Annotated in this window: 14 protein-coding genes and 2 pseudogenes; 10 read left to right on the top strand and 6 right to left on the bottom strand. The window is 66.6% G+C overall.

Translation table 11 applies throughout. The features are described from left to right. The first annotated feature begins 44 nt into the window (after nt 1-44). Nucleotides 45-500 (top strand): annotated as a pseudogene (locus ACFCZF_RS37725) (DUF6228 family protein). Between the two features lie 336 nt (nt 501-836). Beyond that, nucleotides 837-1,916 (top strand): MerR family transcriptional regulator, encoded by a 1,080-nt coding sequence (locus tag ACFCZF_RS37720; protein ID WP_376675499.1) that lies wholly within the window; start codon nt 837-839, stop codon nt 1,914-1,916. Nucleotides 1,917-2,157: 241 nt separating this feature from the next. Here the strand turns inward: ACFCZF_RS37720 and ACFCZF_RS37715 are convergent, their stop codons facing one another. Both ACFCZF_RS37715 and ACFCZF_RS37710 read right to left on the bottom strand, forming a co-directional pair. Next, a complete protein-coding gene (locus tag ACFCZF_RS37715) occupies nt 2,158-2,475 on the bottom strand; it encodes a hypothetical protein (RefSeq protein WP_019329406.1) in 318 nt (105 codons plus the stop codon). Between the two features lie 2 nt (nt 2,476-2,477). After that, nucleotides 2,478-2,963: a helix-turn-helix domain-containing protein gene (locus ACFCZF_RS37710; RefSeq protein WP_337307958.1), complete on the bottom strand. Its 486-nt coding sequence runs from the start codon at nt 2,961-2,963 to the stop codon at nt 2,478-2,480. Nucleotides 2,964-3,723: 760 nt separating this feature from the next. On the opposite strand from ACFCZF_RS37710, the gene ACFCZF_RS37705 reads away from it, so the two are divergent. Next, nucleotides 3,724-4,803 carry a hypothetical protein gene (locus ACFCZF_RS37705; protein ID WP_376675498.1) on the top strand — a complete coding sequence of 360 codons (1,080 nt, stop codon included), beginning with the start codon at nt 3,724-3,726 and terminating at the stop codon, nt 4,801-4,803. 531 nt (nt 4,804-5,334) lie between these two features. On the opposite strand, the gene ACFCZF_RS37700 is transcribed toward ACFCZF_RS37705, so the two are convergent. Next, nucleotides 5,335-5,658 (bottom strand): replication initiation protein, RepL2, encoded by a 324-nt coding sequence (locus ACFCZF_RS37700; RefSeq protein ID WP_337307951.1) that lies wholly within the window; start codon nt 5,656-5,658, stop codon nt 5,335-5,337. After that, nucleotides 5,658-6,137: a helix-turn-helix domain-containing protein gene (locus ACFCZF_RS37695; RefSeq protein WP_337307950.1), complete on the bottom strand. Its 480-nt coding sequence runs from the start codon at nt 6,135-6,137 to the stop codon at nt 5,658-5,660. The genes ACFCZF_RS37700 and ACFCZF_RS37695 overlap by 1 nt, the downstream gene beginning before the upstream one ends. A 988-nt stretch (nt 6,138-7,125) precedes the next feature. Here ACFCZF_RS37695 and ACFCZF_RS37690 point away from each other — a divergent pair. The 7 genes and pseudogenes from ACFCZF_RS37690 to ACFCZF_RS37660 all read left to right on the top strand — a co-directional run bounded on the left by ACFCZF_RS37690 (nt 7,126) and on the right by ACFCZF_RS37660 (nt 12,466). Further along, nucleotides 7,126-7,604, top strand: a pseudogene (locus ACFCZF_RS37690) (PadR family transcriptional regulator). A 314-nt stretch (nt 7,605-7,918) separates the two neighbouring features. Continuing rightward, a complete protein-coding gene (locus ACFCZF_RS37685; protein ID WP_376675497.1) occupies nt 7,919-8,176 on the top strand; it encodes a hypothetical protein in 258 nt (85 codons plus the stop codon). A gap of 125 nt (nt 8,177-8,301) precedes the next feature. After that, on the top strand, nt 8,302-9,642 hold the full coding sequence (locus tag ACFCZF_RS37680; RefSeq protein WP_376675496.1) for a hypothetical protein: 1,341 nt from the start codon (nt 8,302-8,304) through the stop codon (nt 9,640-9,642). Next, complete coding sequence (locus ACFCZF_RS37675; RefSeq protein ID WP_376675495.1) at nt 9,639-10,220, top strand: hypothetical protein; 582 nt, start codon at nt 9,639-9,641, stop codon at nt 10,218-10,220. Before ACFCZF_RS37680 ends, ACFCZF_RS37675 begins: the two co-directional genes overlap by 4 nt. An 11-nt stretch (nt 10,221-10,231) precedes the next feature. Continuing rightward, nucleotides 10,232-10,984, top strand: a complete 753-nt coding sequence (locus ACFCZF_RS37670) for an ABC transporter ATP-binding protein (RefSeq protein WP_376675494.1) — start codon at nt 10,232-10,234, stop codon at nt 10,982-10,984. A 2-nt stretch (nt 10,985-10,986) separates the two neighbouring features. Beyond that, nucleotides 10,987-11,679, top strand: a complete 693-nt coding sequence (locus ACFCZF_RS37665) for a hypothetical protein (protein ID WP_376675493.1) — start codon at nt 10,987-10,989, stop codon at nt 11,677-11,679. Nucleotides 11,680-11,833: 154 nt separating this feature from the next. Continuing rightward, nucleotides 11,834-12,466: a hypothetical protein gene (locus ACFCZF_RS37660; RefSeq protein WP_376675492.1), complete on the top strand. Its 633-nt coding sequence runs from the start codon at nt 11,834-11,836 to the stop codon at nt 12,464-12,466. Between the two features lie 67 nt (nt 12,467-12,533). On the opposite strand, the gene ACFCZF_RS37655 is transcribed toward ACFCZF_RS37660, so the two are convergent. Beyond that, nucleotides 12,534-14,036, bottom strand: a complete 1,503-nt coding sequence (locus tag ACFCZF_RS37655) for a hypothetical protein (protein WP_376675491.1) — start codon at nt 14,034-14,036, stop codon at nt 12,534-12,536. Between the two features lie 152 nt (nt 14,037-14,188). Then, a partial coding sequence (locus tag ACFCZF_RS37650) for an IS3 family transposase (protein WP_376675490.1) occupies nt 14,189-14,894 on the bottom strand: 706 nt, incomplete at its 5' end.

The raw sequence follows: 14,894 nt of genomic DNA, 5'->3' as shown, positions 1-14,894 counted from the left end.
GAATCCGAGTGACGTCGAACGGCTTCTGACCTAGCGTTCCGCCCATGAGCACCCCAGACGTCGGCGCTGCCGATGAGGTCGGCGTGACGATCCGTTGCCAGGACAACTTGTCTGCCGGTGTGCGGTTCGCCGATCGGTTCAGCTTCGACGCAGACTCCGTGCACTACGCCGTCGAACTACAGGCTCCAGGCTTGGCCGCCCGAGCCCACGAGGTCGTCGCCTGGATCTGGGACAGCGATCTGGCCCCGTTCTTGGAGGAGCTCGCCGCTGACTACCAGGGGTGGGACGGCGAACGGAGTTGGCAGACCAACGACCGTGACTTCGCAGTGTCTGCCGTCTTCCGGTCCGGCGGCCACGTCGGGCTGACCTGGACCTTGCGGCCGTGACCGAAGGCCGCAGGCGGCTGGAGCGCCTCGGTGACCACCTGGCTGGAGGCCGGTGAGCAGATGGCTTCCCTGGCGACCGACGTCCGGCACTTCCTCGCCGGGGAGGCGCGGTGACAACTGGCATACGAATCACCTGACAGACCAGCCATCGCCGTCTCACTCGTCCTGAACCACACCGGGTCACGGCTCACGACGACCCACGCCACTGAGACGGGTCAATTATCACGCCGTGATAATCGTCGACTCCGTCGAGAGCGCGGGAACGCGTCGGCCCGGCTGTCCCGTCTTTGCGACGTGCGGGCGTTATCGGCTCTTCGGTGGGTGTGTACGGCTCGGTCCTGGTCAGCCCATCGGACGGGCCGATCAGAGCACTTGGTTGACCTTCACCTTGGGGGAGCCCACAGCATCAGCAGGGCCGGGCGACGTGCCTGGCATGAGGAGGGGGCGAGCATGGAGTTGCTGACCATCGGGACATTCGCGAAGGCGTCCCGGCTGTCGCCGAAGGCGCTGCGTCTGTACGACGAGCTCGGCCTGCTGACTCCCGCTCGCGTCGACCCGGTGACCGGCTACCGCCTCTATGCACCGGAGCAACTGGATCAGGCCCGGCTGGTTGCCTGGCTGCGACGGCTCGGGATGCCTCTCGCCCGCATCCAGCAGGTCTGCACGCTGGAGGCAGGTCCGGCGGCCGAAGAGGTCCGTGCGTTCTGGGCCCAGGTCGAAGCCGACACCACCGCACGGCGGGACTTGGCCACCTTCCTCATCGACCACCTCTCCTGGAAGGACCCTGCCGTGTCCGCGACCGCCAAGCCCTTGAGTATCCGTTACGCCGCCCTTTCCGACACCGGCCTTGTCCGCGAGAGCAACCAGGACACCGCCTACGCAGGGCCCCGCCTGCTCGCCGTCGCGGACGGATTCGGCAGCGGAGGTGCCCCGGCAAGCGCCGCCGCTGTCGACGCGTTCAAGAGCCTCGAGGCCGACAGCATCCCGGCGGGCAATCTGCTCAACGTCCTCGAAGACGCGATCGACCAGGCCAAGCAGGCCGTGCACGGTGTCTCCGGAGTCGGGCCTTCTTCCGAAGGTGCCGGGACGACGCTCACCGCGATGCTCTGGACCGGATCGCAGCTGGCCCTCGTCCACATCGGCGACTGTCGCGTCTACCTCCTGCGGGATGGAAAGCTGCTCCAGATCACCCACGACCACACCATGGTGCAGTCGATGGTCGACGAAGGGCGCCTCAGCCCGGAGGAAGCCGCCTCCCACCCCCAGCGCTCCCTGCTGATACGTGCCGTGGGCCAAGGAGCCGACTCCACACCCGACACACGGCTGCACGACGCCCAGCAGGGAGACCGCTACCTGCTCTGTTCCGACGGCCTGTCCACCGTCGTACCGGACGAGGAAATCCGCCGAGTGCTCACCGGTGTCGGCGAACCCGAGCAGGCGGTTCGCGAACTCATCGCCCTCGCCAATGGCGTCGGCGGCCCCGACAACGTCAGCTGCGTGGTCGCCGACGTCATGGAGTTCCAGCAGTAGGAGCGGGCTGCGCGGCCGGTCAGTGTCCCGCCGGAATTATCACGCCGTGATAATTGCCTGCCTCGGCAGATCCGTGGTGCTCCCGCTGGTTCTCTCGAGGAGAAACGATCCGACTCTGGAGTCGGATCGCTTCACGCCCTGTCCTGGCACCGCGCTCAGACAGACGACACACGGTCCGGATGACGAGAGAGGCGCGAGAGACCGTTGAGTCTCTCGCGCCTCTCTCGACTGGTGTGCGTGCTCAGCCGGTCGGTCGGTTCAGCAGGGGGACCACGACTTGACGCGCGGTTGCTGCTTCGCCCAGACGGAAGAACTTCACCTGGCCCATGGTGTGCGTGCACTCCAGGTAGCCAGCTGCTTCAAGCTCGCGTCGTGCCCGGGAAAAGTGCGGTGCCGGTACGCCGATCAGCTCAGCCAGCTCGGCCGCGGTGCGCTCGACGCTGTTGTCCAAGCCGCCCAGGATCGCGTAGGTCATCAGCACGTTCTGCTTGAGGTGAGAGAGATCGCTTATACGCGCCTGCAGGGCTTCGAGCTCTGGGTATGGACTGTTGCGTGCCATGGTCAGGCCCTTCGTCGCTGCGCCGGACGGCCCGGCAGGGTCGGCAGGTGGTAGGCGGCTGCCTCTTCGGATTGTTCCCGTCCGGAGAGACTGGAGACGATGTGCGGAGTCACCCGGTACTTGATGGTCCGGCCGATCACATCGGCCACCAGGAGCATCTTGTGCTCGGCGAGCTTCTTCGCCATCCTCCTCGTCGCTTGCGGGGTGAGTCCGAGGAAGTCGGCGGCCTCCACCGCTGTGGCGCCACCCTTCCCGTTGTACGTCATGATCCCGCAGTAGAAGAACAGCCGAAACTCGTTACCGGTGATCCCCGAATCAGCCGCGAGCATGGCGAGGACTCGTTCGAAGCTGAACTGCCCGTGTCGACCACCGAAGGCGTAGGACCGGCGTGGGGCGCCCTCGTCCTCTTGTTCCAGCAGCTCGTGGACCTCACCAGTCGCGGTGTTGACCAGCGCACGGCTGCGTCCACTGCGCCCCTGATTTGGCACTTGCGACCCCTGACCTGGGCTTGTCTCTGACGACCGCGACATTACCACTGGCGACATGTCGTGTGGGGTAACCGAGGGAACGTGGCGTTTCCTTCACGTACGCCTACCGACATGTCGCCAAGGGTCACCGAAGGAACCCTGGGATTCCTTCGGTGACGTACTGCGCCATGTCGCCATCGGTCATCGAAGGAACTGCCCCGTTCCCTCGATGACCACTGACGACATGACCACTGACGACATGTATCGGCATCCTAGTGTGCTCATATCGGCATCTCAGAGTGCCGATATGAGCATCGCAGGATGCCGATCAAGCAACTGTTTTCGCAGGTCAGAGCCTTGCGGGGGCTACGCACTCTCCGTACATCTGAAGGAACCGCCAAAGGAACCCTCCGTACGGGAGGCCCTGCGGTACTCGCGCAAGCGCTCCGTTCCTCGGGGTGCCCCTCAAGGCCGTCGGTGCGCCTCAACTTGTGCCACTTGCTGATCTCAGCAGTTACGCAGCGTGGCGGAAGTCGGATGGGGCTGCGGCGGCACACGCGCGCCGAATCGGGCGCCTGCACGTATCGCTTGGGTGGGCTTTCGCTGGCTGAGGATCGAACTCTGGTTGTGTTCTGCCGGTGAGGTGCGGATTGGCTCTGCCACGAGCGCCAGCACCACCGACAGCGAATGCTCACCATTCCCCGCAGCTGACAGGGTCCGAGGGATTGGAACGGTTGGGGCGTGGTGACTACGGACTGACCCCGGACCTTAAGGTGTGCCGGTGATCTTCAAGAGAAAGCGGGAGGCCATGGGTCTCACCGCCATCGTGTCGGAGCTGGAAGAAGCGGTGGCCGCTCGCGATGGCGACCGCAGCGAGCGTGCCTTCAAGGCAATGGTGAACGTCGTGCAGTCGGCACCGGATGCAGAACGGGTACTGGCAGGGCCCCGGCTTGCAGCGTTGCTTCCGGCCTTCCCGCCTACCGGCCCGCGCCCGATGCTGGCGATGGCGGCCGGCTTCTGCGTCGAGCACGGGGCCGATCCGGCCGACTGCGCGGAGCCGATCCTCGGAGGCGTCCACCAGGACCTGCTCGACGCTTTGGAGTTCGCCCGCCGCTGGGCCTCCACCTGCGCAACGGAGAACGAGCTGCCGGAGCCCGACGAGAAGATCATTGACGACGCGTTGCTGGCCCGCCTCGGCGGTGACCGGCATGAGGCCGCGCGGCTGGCGCTGGCCTGGTGCTCGGTCGAACAGTGGCAGCCGCCCGCGCTGGCCGTGCTGTGCCGCAGCACCGAGGTGCGCCGTCGGCATGCGTCCGCGCTCCTCCCTGCCTGCCGCGAGCTTGCGTCCCTGGAGCGGCACGACCTGAAATGCCTGGCCTACGCGCTGGCAGTCTTGGACGACGAGCCCCTCGTGGTGTTGCACAGGCCGACCGGGACCGGGTTCGAGGTACGCATCGGCGGCATCGGGGACAACTTCCAGCTGCACACGCTGCTCGCCCACCTCCTCGTCGGCGGCGGCCACGTTCCCGGCACTGTGCCTTCGACGGAGAGCGTCCGCCTGGCCACCGATCCCGAGCCTGCCCAGGGACGCACCCAGACCGTTGCGACCGGCACCTTCGAACTCCTCACCGCGGAGGGCGAGCGGATCTGGAACGAAGGGCTGCCCGACGACGTACCTGTGGTGGAAGGACGCCGACTGCTCGTGCTCGACGAGCCGACATACCAGCGCAGCTGGAACGCCGACCGCTTCTTCCCACATCTACCGGGCACGGCCGAGCTGAGCCGTGTGCTGACTCCGGACGAGACACGGAGCTGGTTCGCACGCACATCGTCCGGCGACGGGATCCACCGGGCCTCCTGACTCGGTGGTCCGGGCTGTCACCGGCTTCGGGGCCCCCGCCGCAGCCGAATCAGCACACGGTCCGAACGCGCCACCTCGGCGGCCACGGCCGCTGCTTCATTGGCCCTCTCCGCTTACCCGCGACGGCCTTCCCCGTGCCGACCGCCGTCATGGCCGTACTGGATGCCGCCGTGCTGGCCAGTAACGTGCGGTGCGCGAGGATGGGTTCTACGTGAGGACCAATTGCCACCCCTTTGACTCACGTTGGTCTCCGGGGCACGTGATCGCCGCGCACCGACGTCACTGCCCATCCAGTGAGCCACCGCTTGACGATGGGGATAACCACAGCGCAGGAGAGCACCGGGTCGAGGTGGCCGCTCCGCCCTTGTGAACAGGCCGTCCACCGGGGTGACGTGACGGGCCGTGGAGTATCACGCCGTGATACTTGCCGAGGCTCAGCGAGTCGTGGTCGGCCCGTTTACCTCCACTCATCGTGAAGCGACCCGACTCTGGAGCCGGGTCGCTTCACAACGTAGCGTTCAGCTAAGGCCTTCAGCCGCCGACGGCTCGCAGGTGACGTCCGGCCTGGCCGCGGTCCTCGAAAAGGGCTGGGGACAGCCGGTAGTGCTTGACGCTGCCCACGCTGCCCGTCACCTCCAGCCAGCCGGCCTCGAGCAGCTCCTTGCGGGTGCGGGAGAGCACCGGCGGGGTCATCCCCGCGGTGGCGGCCAACGTGCTTGCCTTGATCATCACCGTGCCGTCGGGACGCTGCTCCGAGGATGCGTAGAGCATGACGACGATGCGCTGGTTCGGGCTGAGGACGCGCCCGGTCTTCTTCAGCAGGTACTGCACGTCTGCCGCGTCGTGAATCCTCATCAGGCCTCGCCCTTCTTCCCACGCCGACGGACACGGGGCTCGCGCACCCTGGTCTCCGGAGGGTTCCAGTCCTTCACGGCTTCGCGGTGCGCGAAGCCGGTACCGATGAATGCAAGGTAGGGCGTACACCGGTAGAAGGTGGTCCGCCCGAGCCCGCCCGCCTCCACAAGCAGCCGAGCCTGCTTGAGAACTTTCACTGCTCTGGACAGAGCATCCGCGCTCATGCCCAGCTCCTCAGCGATGGCAGAGCCCGTACGCATGACGGCCTCCTCGCTCGTCTCCGTGGCGAACCAGTACCAGACGAGGACGCGAAACTCCCGGTCGGTCAGGCCCGAGGCAGCTGAGGCGAGTTCCCGCCCCTTGCGGATGCCCACGTTGATGTGAGCTCCGTCGAACGCGTAGTTGGCGCGGTGTACCTCCTCGAACTCTCCTGTGTCCTGATCGACCAGGGCGAGGATCTTTCGCGCCTGCTCTGTCATGTGAGGGCCGTCCCTGCAAGTCGGTATGGGGTTGGCAAACGATCAGGCCCGGGGAACGGATCACTTGCCAGGAAGAGCATTACCACATTGCTAAGCGATCCCGCTGCACAGTCGGATCGGCGTGCGATGTGCGAAGGGATCCAGAGTTTGCATATAGCTAACTGATCCGACTCTGGCATCGGATCAATCCGATCCTGGAGTCGGGTTGATCCGACTCCAGGATCGGGTAACCCGACTCCAGGATCGGCATACCCGATCCTGGAGTCGGATCGCCTAGAGCGTTTTCGCAGGTCAGAGGCCTCCTCGGAGTTACGCTCTCTTTATGCATGAAAGTGCCCAAGGTTCCGCCCTCTTGGGCAGGCCCTGCGGGCCGGCGCAAGCGCCGGTCCTCGGGCGTGTTGCGTACGGGCCGTCACTGAGGCGCGGGTTGACCGGGGCTCAGCCGCCATAGCAGCAACAAGGCGTGGCTGGTCGGGTCTGTGGCTGAGGTGACACACGCGCGCCTGTACCGACGGCTCACCCAGCGTTGTGGCGGGCTGGTTTGTGGCTGAGGTGGTGCACGTGGACTTGGGCTGGGCCACTCGCCAACAAACCGGTACCGGGGACACGATCACGGGGTTCGGACTTCTTGAACAGGTGGCAGTCTGAATGCCAAGGGCCTGCTGCCCGACGAAGGCAACAGTTGACCGGCTGGCTGGGACTGCATGCCTCATTTGCTTTCCTACTGACGACCGTCGCAAGAGAACAAGAACGTGCCCTGGCTTAGTTGAAGCAGCACCTCGGGTATGGGTTGCTGGCGGAGCTGACGGCTCCGTGATGGTGGTGTGGAGCGCCTGCTGGCGGTCTACCTGGAGGACCTGGAGCCTTCCGCACTGGAGGCACTTCGGTCGGCTCTCTCTGCGGGGGCGTTCCTGACCAGTCAGTGAGCTGCCGCGGACGTTGTGCGCGACTACTCACTCAGTACATGTGAGGGGTGGATACTCCGCGCATGTGTACCCGTTACATCGTCCTGGGGCTGCTGGCTTCGGGACCGAGCCATGGCTACGACTTGAAGCGGCGCCACGATGAACGCTTCCCGCAGGCCAGGCCTCTGGCGTACGGGCAGGTCTACATGACCCTGCAGCGCCTGGTCCGGGACGGACTCGCGGAGGTCGAGGGCACCATGTCGGACGGTGGCCCGGAGCGGACGGCGTACCGCGTGACCGAGGGGGGGGCGTGCGCGAACTGGCGCGCTGGGCCGGAGAGATCGTCGCGCCCGCTCCCTTTGTGACGAACGAACTCTTCGCCAAGGTCGTCGTCGCGCTCCTCACCGGCGGTGATGCTGACGCCTATCTGCTGGCCCAGCGCGCGGCCCACCTGCGCCGGGTACGGGAACTTACGGCACTCAAGAAGACTTCGGCATCGGACCTGACGACCGTTCTCTCGGCCGACTACGCCCTCAACCATCTCGACGCCGACCTTTGTTGAATGACCGCCACGGCGGCTCAGCTCACCCCTTTGGCCACGGAGGTCGGTGCGACATGACGAACCGCGCCCGAGCGGGGCCGCTGCTTGCGGCCACCCGGCCTCCTGAAGGCGCAGGGCATGTTGGAGAGAGCGACGAAGCCTGCACGTCAGGCGCCAACTCGCGAAGACGACCGAGCTTGTGCGTAACGTAGCGAGGACGCGCACACCAGACCCGGAACTTCACCAGCAGTCTGTCGGGCTGGGCGCCGGGCTCGAAGGAGTCGCGTCACTGGGCGGACAACGACTACACCGAGGTCCAGTTCACCGGCTGCACCATGGTCGGCGCTGCCGGGAAGTCCGTGGGGGTGAAGCTGTGGCAGGCCATACCCTTCGCCCAGGACAAGGACATGGGCACGAAGACGTTCACGAACTGCTTCAAGGGCTCGGGCTACACGTCGAAGGGCGAGTGGAACGCGCACTACAACGGCGGTGACAACCGGTACTTCACCATCGCCCACCTCAACGGGTCGCAGTACACCCGCGCCTTGGTCAGTGTGAAGAAGGTCTACGTGGACACCACCAAGGCCGACTGAGCGTCTACATCAGTGCCACGTCGTTGAGGCCGGGAGGCACCGCGCGGTGCCTCCCGGCCCGTCCCTGTTTGTGAGAACGGTGTCCTCAGTTGAACCTTCGAGCCCGTCTGCGTACCAGCCCAGCGGTGTGGACCGCGCCCGTCTGGGCCGGGATCGTCCTCTTCTACTTCTTTCACGCACTCCACCTGGAAGACCCTTACGAAGAGGTCATCGCCGGTCCGTTGTGGGCACCCCAGCAGGTCGAGCAGTCCCTCTTCTACTTCTACGCCTTCGCGTACGCCATCACCTGCGGGCTGGCGGTCTGGGAAGGCGGGCGACTCAAACGCGACGGTGTGTGGGGACTGGCTCCGGGGCGCTCCCGGTACCGGGTCGCCGCCCACACCCTCGCTCCGGTGGTCGGGGCCGGCTGGCTCGTTCTCGTCCTGCCGGTCGTGATGCGTCTGGTCGAGACCCGGCTCCTGCCCACAGCGCAGGCCCTCATGCCGCTGCTGATGGGCATGGGACTCGTGGTGGCGTGGGCGGTGCTCGGCTGCGCCCTGGGCCACCTGACTCCCCGGTTGATCTCGGCGCCGCTGTCCGCTGTCTTCGTGTACTACCTGATCACGAAGACCGGGCAGGTGGAACCCGTATGGCTGCGTCACGTGTCCGGTGCCTCCGACACCTCACTGGACTTCGGTGAGCAGTACCGGGCGTTGACGCTTCTCGTCCCGTTCCTGTTCACCGCGGCCGTGGCTGCGGCTGTGGCCGTATGGTGGCTGCCTGCTTCGCGCGCCGCACGGCGGGGGGCCGGTGCCGGGGCGGCCGTCGCAGCGGTAGTGGTCATGGTTCTGTGCGCCAACACCGCCTCGGGGTGGGGCTACGGGGACGGTCCGGTGAGTGCCGGCCACGCTACCGCCCGGTGCGCAGGTGCTGCGCCACGGGTGTGCATCGCCGAGGCCGGCGGTGCCGAGGACCGCTTGGATCAGGTACGGAGCGAAATCGTCCGTTCCCTCGCGACGCTCCGTCAGACCGGAGTGCAGGTGACGGTGCCGAAGACGGTTTCCGACAGCCTGCTCACCGGTCGCCACAAGAAGCCGTCGACTCAGTCGGCGTGGTGGCTGCCGCTGTCGCAGCAGGCAGGGAAGAACGGCCCCGGCATGGTCGGAGTGCGCTACGGGGTTCTCCTCACCGCGGTGGAGTTCCCCTGCGCATTTCCTTCGTCCATCCAGCCTGGTCGGTCAGTGGACTGGATCGTCAATCACGACGCCGCGATGCTGTGGGCTGCCACGCTCATCGATGCGGAGGAACCGTATCTGGGCTGGCGTCGTGGTGAGTACGGCGGATCGTTCCAGAACCCCCGCGACGTGCTGGCGAAGGTCCAGGAGCGAGCCGACAACGCGGCCCGGCTCGCGCCGAAGCAGCAGAGCGTGTGGTTCCAGGAAGAACAGCAGAAGGCCTGCCGCCTCGTGCAGGAGGCCACCGCGTGACGCTCTGGTTCAAGGCCCGCCGGGTCCAGGCAGCCCTTGGCCCGGCGCTGGTCGCGTTCGCGGTACTGGTCGTGGTGGCGCACGACCAGTACGTTCAGCTGCCGAGTCTCCTCGCCGCCCGCGGCAACCGCGTTTTCCTCATGCAGTTGGTGCCACTGGTCGTCACCTCCGCGCTCGCCTACAGCCTCGCCCAGGCAGTCGCCGAGATCGAGGCCGTGGCCCAGCGCAAGCTACGCCACCTGGACGCTGCGCTGATCACGGCCGTCGTGGTGGCGGCCCTCGCGGCCGGTCTTCTCACCGGGGGAATCAGCGGATCGCCGGAGGCGTCCATGGCGGGCCGGAACGTCCTGTTCCTCACCGGTCTCATGCTGATGGCCCGCACATTCAACGAGCAGGCCGCCACTGCCGTGCCGGTGGGCTGGGTGCTCGCCGTGATGTTCATCGGATACCGCGACTTCAACCGGCCCTGGCCGTGGGCCGTCACCCTCCACCCCTCGGACTACCTCCCCACATACGGGTTCTGCCTGCTCGTCTTCGCCACCGGACTCATCGCCCACGTCCGCTTCCGCCGCCTCTGAAAAGGTTCGTCATGTCCATCAGTTTCGAGTCCTGCTCCTTCGGCTACGGACGCGCCGGCACGCCGATCCTCACGGACCTGACCTATGCCGTCCCCATGGGCTTCACAGTCCTCCTCGGCCCCAATGGGGCGGGAAAGTCCACCCTTCTCAAACTCGCCAGCGGCCTGCACCAGCCCCACTCGGGGACCGTGCGCATGGGCGACCTGACCTCACGCGAGTCCGCCTACCTCAAGCAGGTGGCCTGGATGCCGCAGACCATCATTCCGATGACCGGTCTGACCGCACGCGAGCAGGTCGCCTACACGGGCTGGCTGAAGGGCATGAAGAAGCCCGAAGCCTGGGACGCCGCACTCGCCGCCCTGGACCGGGTCAACATGGCCGACCGAGCCGATGTCAAAGCCAAGAAACTCTCCGGCGGCCAGCTCCGCCGCGTCGGTGTCGCCTCCGCCCTGGTTCACGCTGCCCGCGTCCTCCTCCTGGACGAACCGACCGCCGGCATGGACCCCACCCAGCGCCGTGTCTTCCGCGACCTGATCACCGGCCTCGCCACAGACGAGGTGCGCGTACTCATGTCCACGCACGACGTCGCCGACCTCGCAGAGGAAGCCGATCAGGTCACCGTTCTGCAGCAGGGACGCATCACCTTCACCGGTGCCACGCAGGCCTTCCTCGCCCACGCCTCCCACGACACACCCGCAGCACGCCGCGCCGAAGCCGCCTACACCACCGTCTCCGCCCTCGCCCCAGCTCAGGAGGCCTGGTAGACGTGCGCACGATAGTCGCCGACCGCCTGTCGAGCGGTCCCGTCGCCGCAATCCTGGCCCTGGCAGGAGTTGCCGCCGGCGTCCTGGTCGGCCACGGCGGCCTCGACACGGTGGTCGGCTGCGGAATGCCCAGCGACAGCCACCCCTCCCGGACAGCGGCGGACTGGATCACCAACGCCGATCATGTCGTCGTAGCCACACCGACAGCCGAACAGGACACCAACCGGCGCAACTTCGCCAAGGGCGCCATCCAGTACCAGACCGACCGAGCGGTGACGTTCCGCACGGACAAGCTCCTCTGGTCTTCCCCGCGCCCTCGCCAGCAGATCGGGAAGGACTTCGACATGGTGAGTGCCGGCTGGAACGTCTACCGCGACAGCGGCAAGCGCACCAAGAGAACGACCGCGGCAGCTCCTCGCCTGGAACCCGGCCACACCTACCTCCTCGCCCTTCGATGGACCTCCGGCCAGTGGGCAGTACTCGGAGAAGGCGCCGCCGTTCCCTTCGACCGCCACATCGCCGGACAAGGAGAATGGTGCGGACGCACCCTGAGCAAAGACGACGTTGCCCGCGGCGAGCGCTTCTCCCGCAAAGACGATCACAGCCTCGAGAAGGCGGTACACGGTCAGGACGAACCGGCCGTCATCCGAGAACTCGAACGGGCCAACACCGAATCGCGGGCAAGAGGACGCTGATGGGCGGGGACGGCGACGTCCCCAAGACACACGGGCCCCCAGCTGCCCCCGGCATTCTGAGTTCTGCGGGACCTGGTGGCCAGCTGGGGCAGGCGGCCCGGGCGGCCACGCCGCAGGGTCACTGTCTTCTTCCGCCCGGCGCTAGGTTGGTGGGATGAGCGATCAACGGAATCTGGAAACGGCTTGGGGTCGCCTCACTGCCTGGCTGAAGGTGAACGCGCCGGTCTCATACGCATCGCTGCGGCCCGGCGCACCGGAAATGGCCATCGAGGAGGCCGATGCGGCACTGAGGCAGCACCTGGGATTTTCGCTTCCCACCGAGCTGGCCGCGCTGTGGCGGATATGCGGTGGCGTGGAGCACCAGGAGATCGCGGGTGACGAGGAGGGCGAAGTCGGCTCGGGGGCGTTCCTGCCCGGCGGGGTGATCATGTCCCCGTTGGACGCGCTGCGGCCCCGGTTGCCGGACCATACCGGCACCGACTGGTGGGGTGGTGCCCCGGTGGTGCCGTGGTTGACCGGCGATGAGGCAGGGCCTGAGTCCGGGCACTGGGCTGGAGACATCGGCGTGGGCCGGTGGTCCTTGGACAGCTTGATCGGCGTCGGGCAGAAGGCCGCGTACCCGTCGATCGCCGCCTACCTGGACGCGGTGTACCGCACGCTGACCGACGGTCCTGCCGACGCGATGGGCCCGAATGTGCCGGGCGTGGTGTGGGGGTGCCTGATATGGGAGCAGCACGAAGCGCCGCTGCTGGACGAAGCGTTGCCGCACTGGACACCCGTCCACTGATCCTGCCGCTGGCCCCGGGGGCCCTGCCGGATTGACAGGGCCCCCAAGCGTCATAGCGGCTCCCTTATTAGGGTTTGCTCATGGTGCAGATCACCTCCGGGGTGGAGGTGCTGCATCCGCTGAACCAGCTCATGCCCGGAGTGTTGCCGGGGTTGACCCAGTACTCGTCCTGGTCCAGCAGCCGCATACCGGGTGCGAAGGTGTTGCCGAAGCTACTCATCGCGCCGGAGTTGATGTACTTCGACATCGAGGACCGCCCGCAGGTCTCATCCCAGGTGGGTGCGTCGTAGCGGGTGTCGTCCAGCAGGTGGTCGCTGCCGTCGTCGGTTTTGGCCGCTACGGTCTGGATGCACTCGCCGCCGCGGTTCTTACCGGCGGGCATCTTCCCGCCCTTGTCCTTCGGCAGACCCGGGGACTCGTAGGTCGCCGCGAAGGGAAACTCGTCGCAGGAGACCTGGTCCGGATTCGGTCCGCCCTGGATCTCCGGGTGCATCGCCGTCTTCGGATGGTTGAGGAACAGCTTCTTCGGCGCCCACCCGTCGGCGCGCTTGACTTGGGTCTTGCCGCACATCACCTTGCGGGAGGCTTCCTTGTCCCAGCCCGAGGCCACACGCGGGTCACCGTTGGTGTAGTGCCCGGGGTGGTAGTGCAGCGGACTCTGCCAGCTTGCGCCCAGGCCCTTGGACGGCTTGGACTTGTTCTGGATCAGCCAGATGTGCGCTGCCGCTGCCGGGTACTTCGCTGCGTGGATCGTGTACTCGGGCACGTACTCGGCCAGGACACAGCCCGGCGTGCCGTTGGACGGCACCTTGTCGCACCGCACGTCAATCTGCCAGTTGAAGCGGGCAGGCGGGTAGTCCTTCCACTCGCGCTTCTTGCTGCCGAACGGCGGCGGGGGGATGTCGGACTCGGCGTTGTACACCAGGTACGTCGGCATGTCGATCGACAGATCCTCGTCCTTGGTGCTGGAGGCGTCGTTGACGTCGCCGTTCCACTTGTGGGTGGCGGTACCGGTCGCGATGTGCGTGTCGTTGGGGATCGAGCCGGTCATGCCGCCGTCCCAGTCCAACGTGCCGTAGAAGTCGATGTCCTGGCTGCCGGCGCCGTTGTCGCACGCCTTGCTGTTGCACATCGATTCCAGCATCGCCTTGGGGTTCCCGGCGCCGAACAGCACCGACCGATCCCCGTCGGGGAAGGTGTTCTTCAACGGCGTGACCTGCGTCCAGGTCTTGATCGTGTCGCCCTTCTTGTCGACCTTCACCTGGTACTGGAACTCGAAGTCCGTCTCATAGTTGACCTTCGGGGCGCCCGGGATGTCCACCGCTTGCCATGTGATCTCCAGCCTCCAGAACAAGCATGCCTCGGTGCGCGTCATCAGCGACTGCTGCGGCGCACCGTTCGCGGCAGGGCGGCACCACGGCTTGTCCACCACCGGGTCGGGCATGCTGGGGGCGAAGGCGTTGCGTTGCTTGGCGGCCAGCTTCGTCGCCAGCGGCGACGCATGGTCCAGCAGCGTCATCTTCATGTTCGCGTTGCCGCCGTCCGCGCTCCGGATCGTCTGCGGCGGCACATAGCGCGTTCTGATCGGGTGCGGCTCCTCGGTCTGGCCCGGAGCGGCAGCGTTCAGGTCCGGCTGCGGCAGCTTGATGTCGACCTTTGGGGCGCGGTTGTAGTCCCGGCTCCCAGCGGTAAAGGGCCTTGACCCCGAATCCTGAACACGGGTTATGCGGCTGGTGCAAGCGTAGTTGGTGTGAGGTGGAAGGCGTTCTCGAAGGCGATCGGTGATCGTTGTCCGAGGCGGGAGTGCCGACGGCGGGTGTTGTAGCGGTGGAGCCATCGGAAGGCGTCGAGTCGGGCCTCGCGCTCGTCGGGCCAGCTCTTTCGTCCTTGCAGGGTCTCGCGTTTGAAGGTCGCGTTGAAGGACTCGGCGAGTGCGTTGTCCGCGCTGGACCCGACCGCGCTCATGCTTCGCCGAACCCCTGCTGACCTGCAGGCTTGAGCGAATGCCCTGCTCGTGTACTGGGCTCCGTGGTCGGTGTGCATGATCGATCCGGCGAGGCTGCCGCGGGTTCGGATCGCCGCGGCCAGGGCGTCGGTGACGAGGTCCGCGCGCATGTGGTCGGCGATCGCCCAGCCGGCCAGACGGCGCGAGGCGAGGTCGATGACGGTCGCCAGATAACAGGACTTCCCGCCCTCGACGGGCAGGTAGGTGATGTCGCCGACGTACTTCAGGTTCGGCCTGTTCGCGGTGAAGTCGCGGCCGATCAGGTCCGGGGCCTTGGCGGCGGCCGGGTCGGGGACGGTAGTGCGGTGCCGGCGGCGCAACCGGACCCCGGGCCTTGACCCCGAATCCTGAACACGGGTTATGCGGCTGGTGCAAGCGTAGTTGGTGTGAGGTGGAAGGCGTTCTCGAAGGCGATCGGTGATC

Origin of the sequence: Streptomyces sp. NPDC056296, assembly GCF_042268605.1 — a bacterium.
GTDB lineage: Bacteria > Actinomycetota > Actinomycetes > Streptomycetales > Streptomycetaceae > Streptomyces.
Note: the sequence above shows the minus strand (reverse complement) of the source record. Positions and strands in the feature narration are given on the sequence as shown.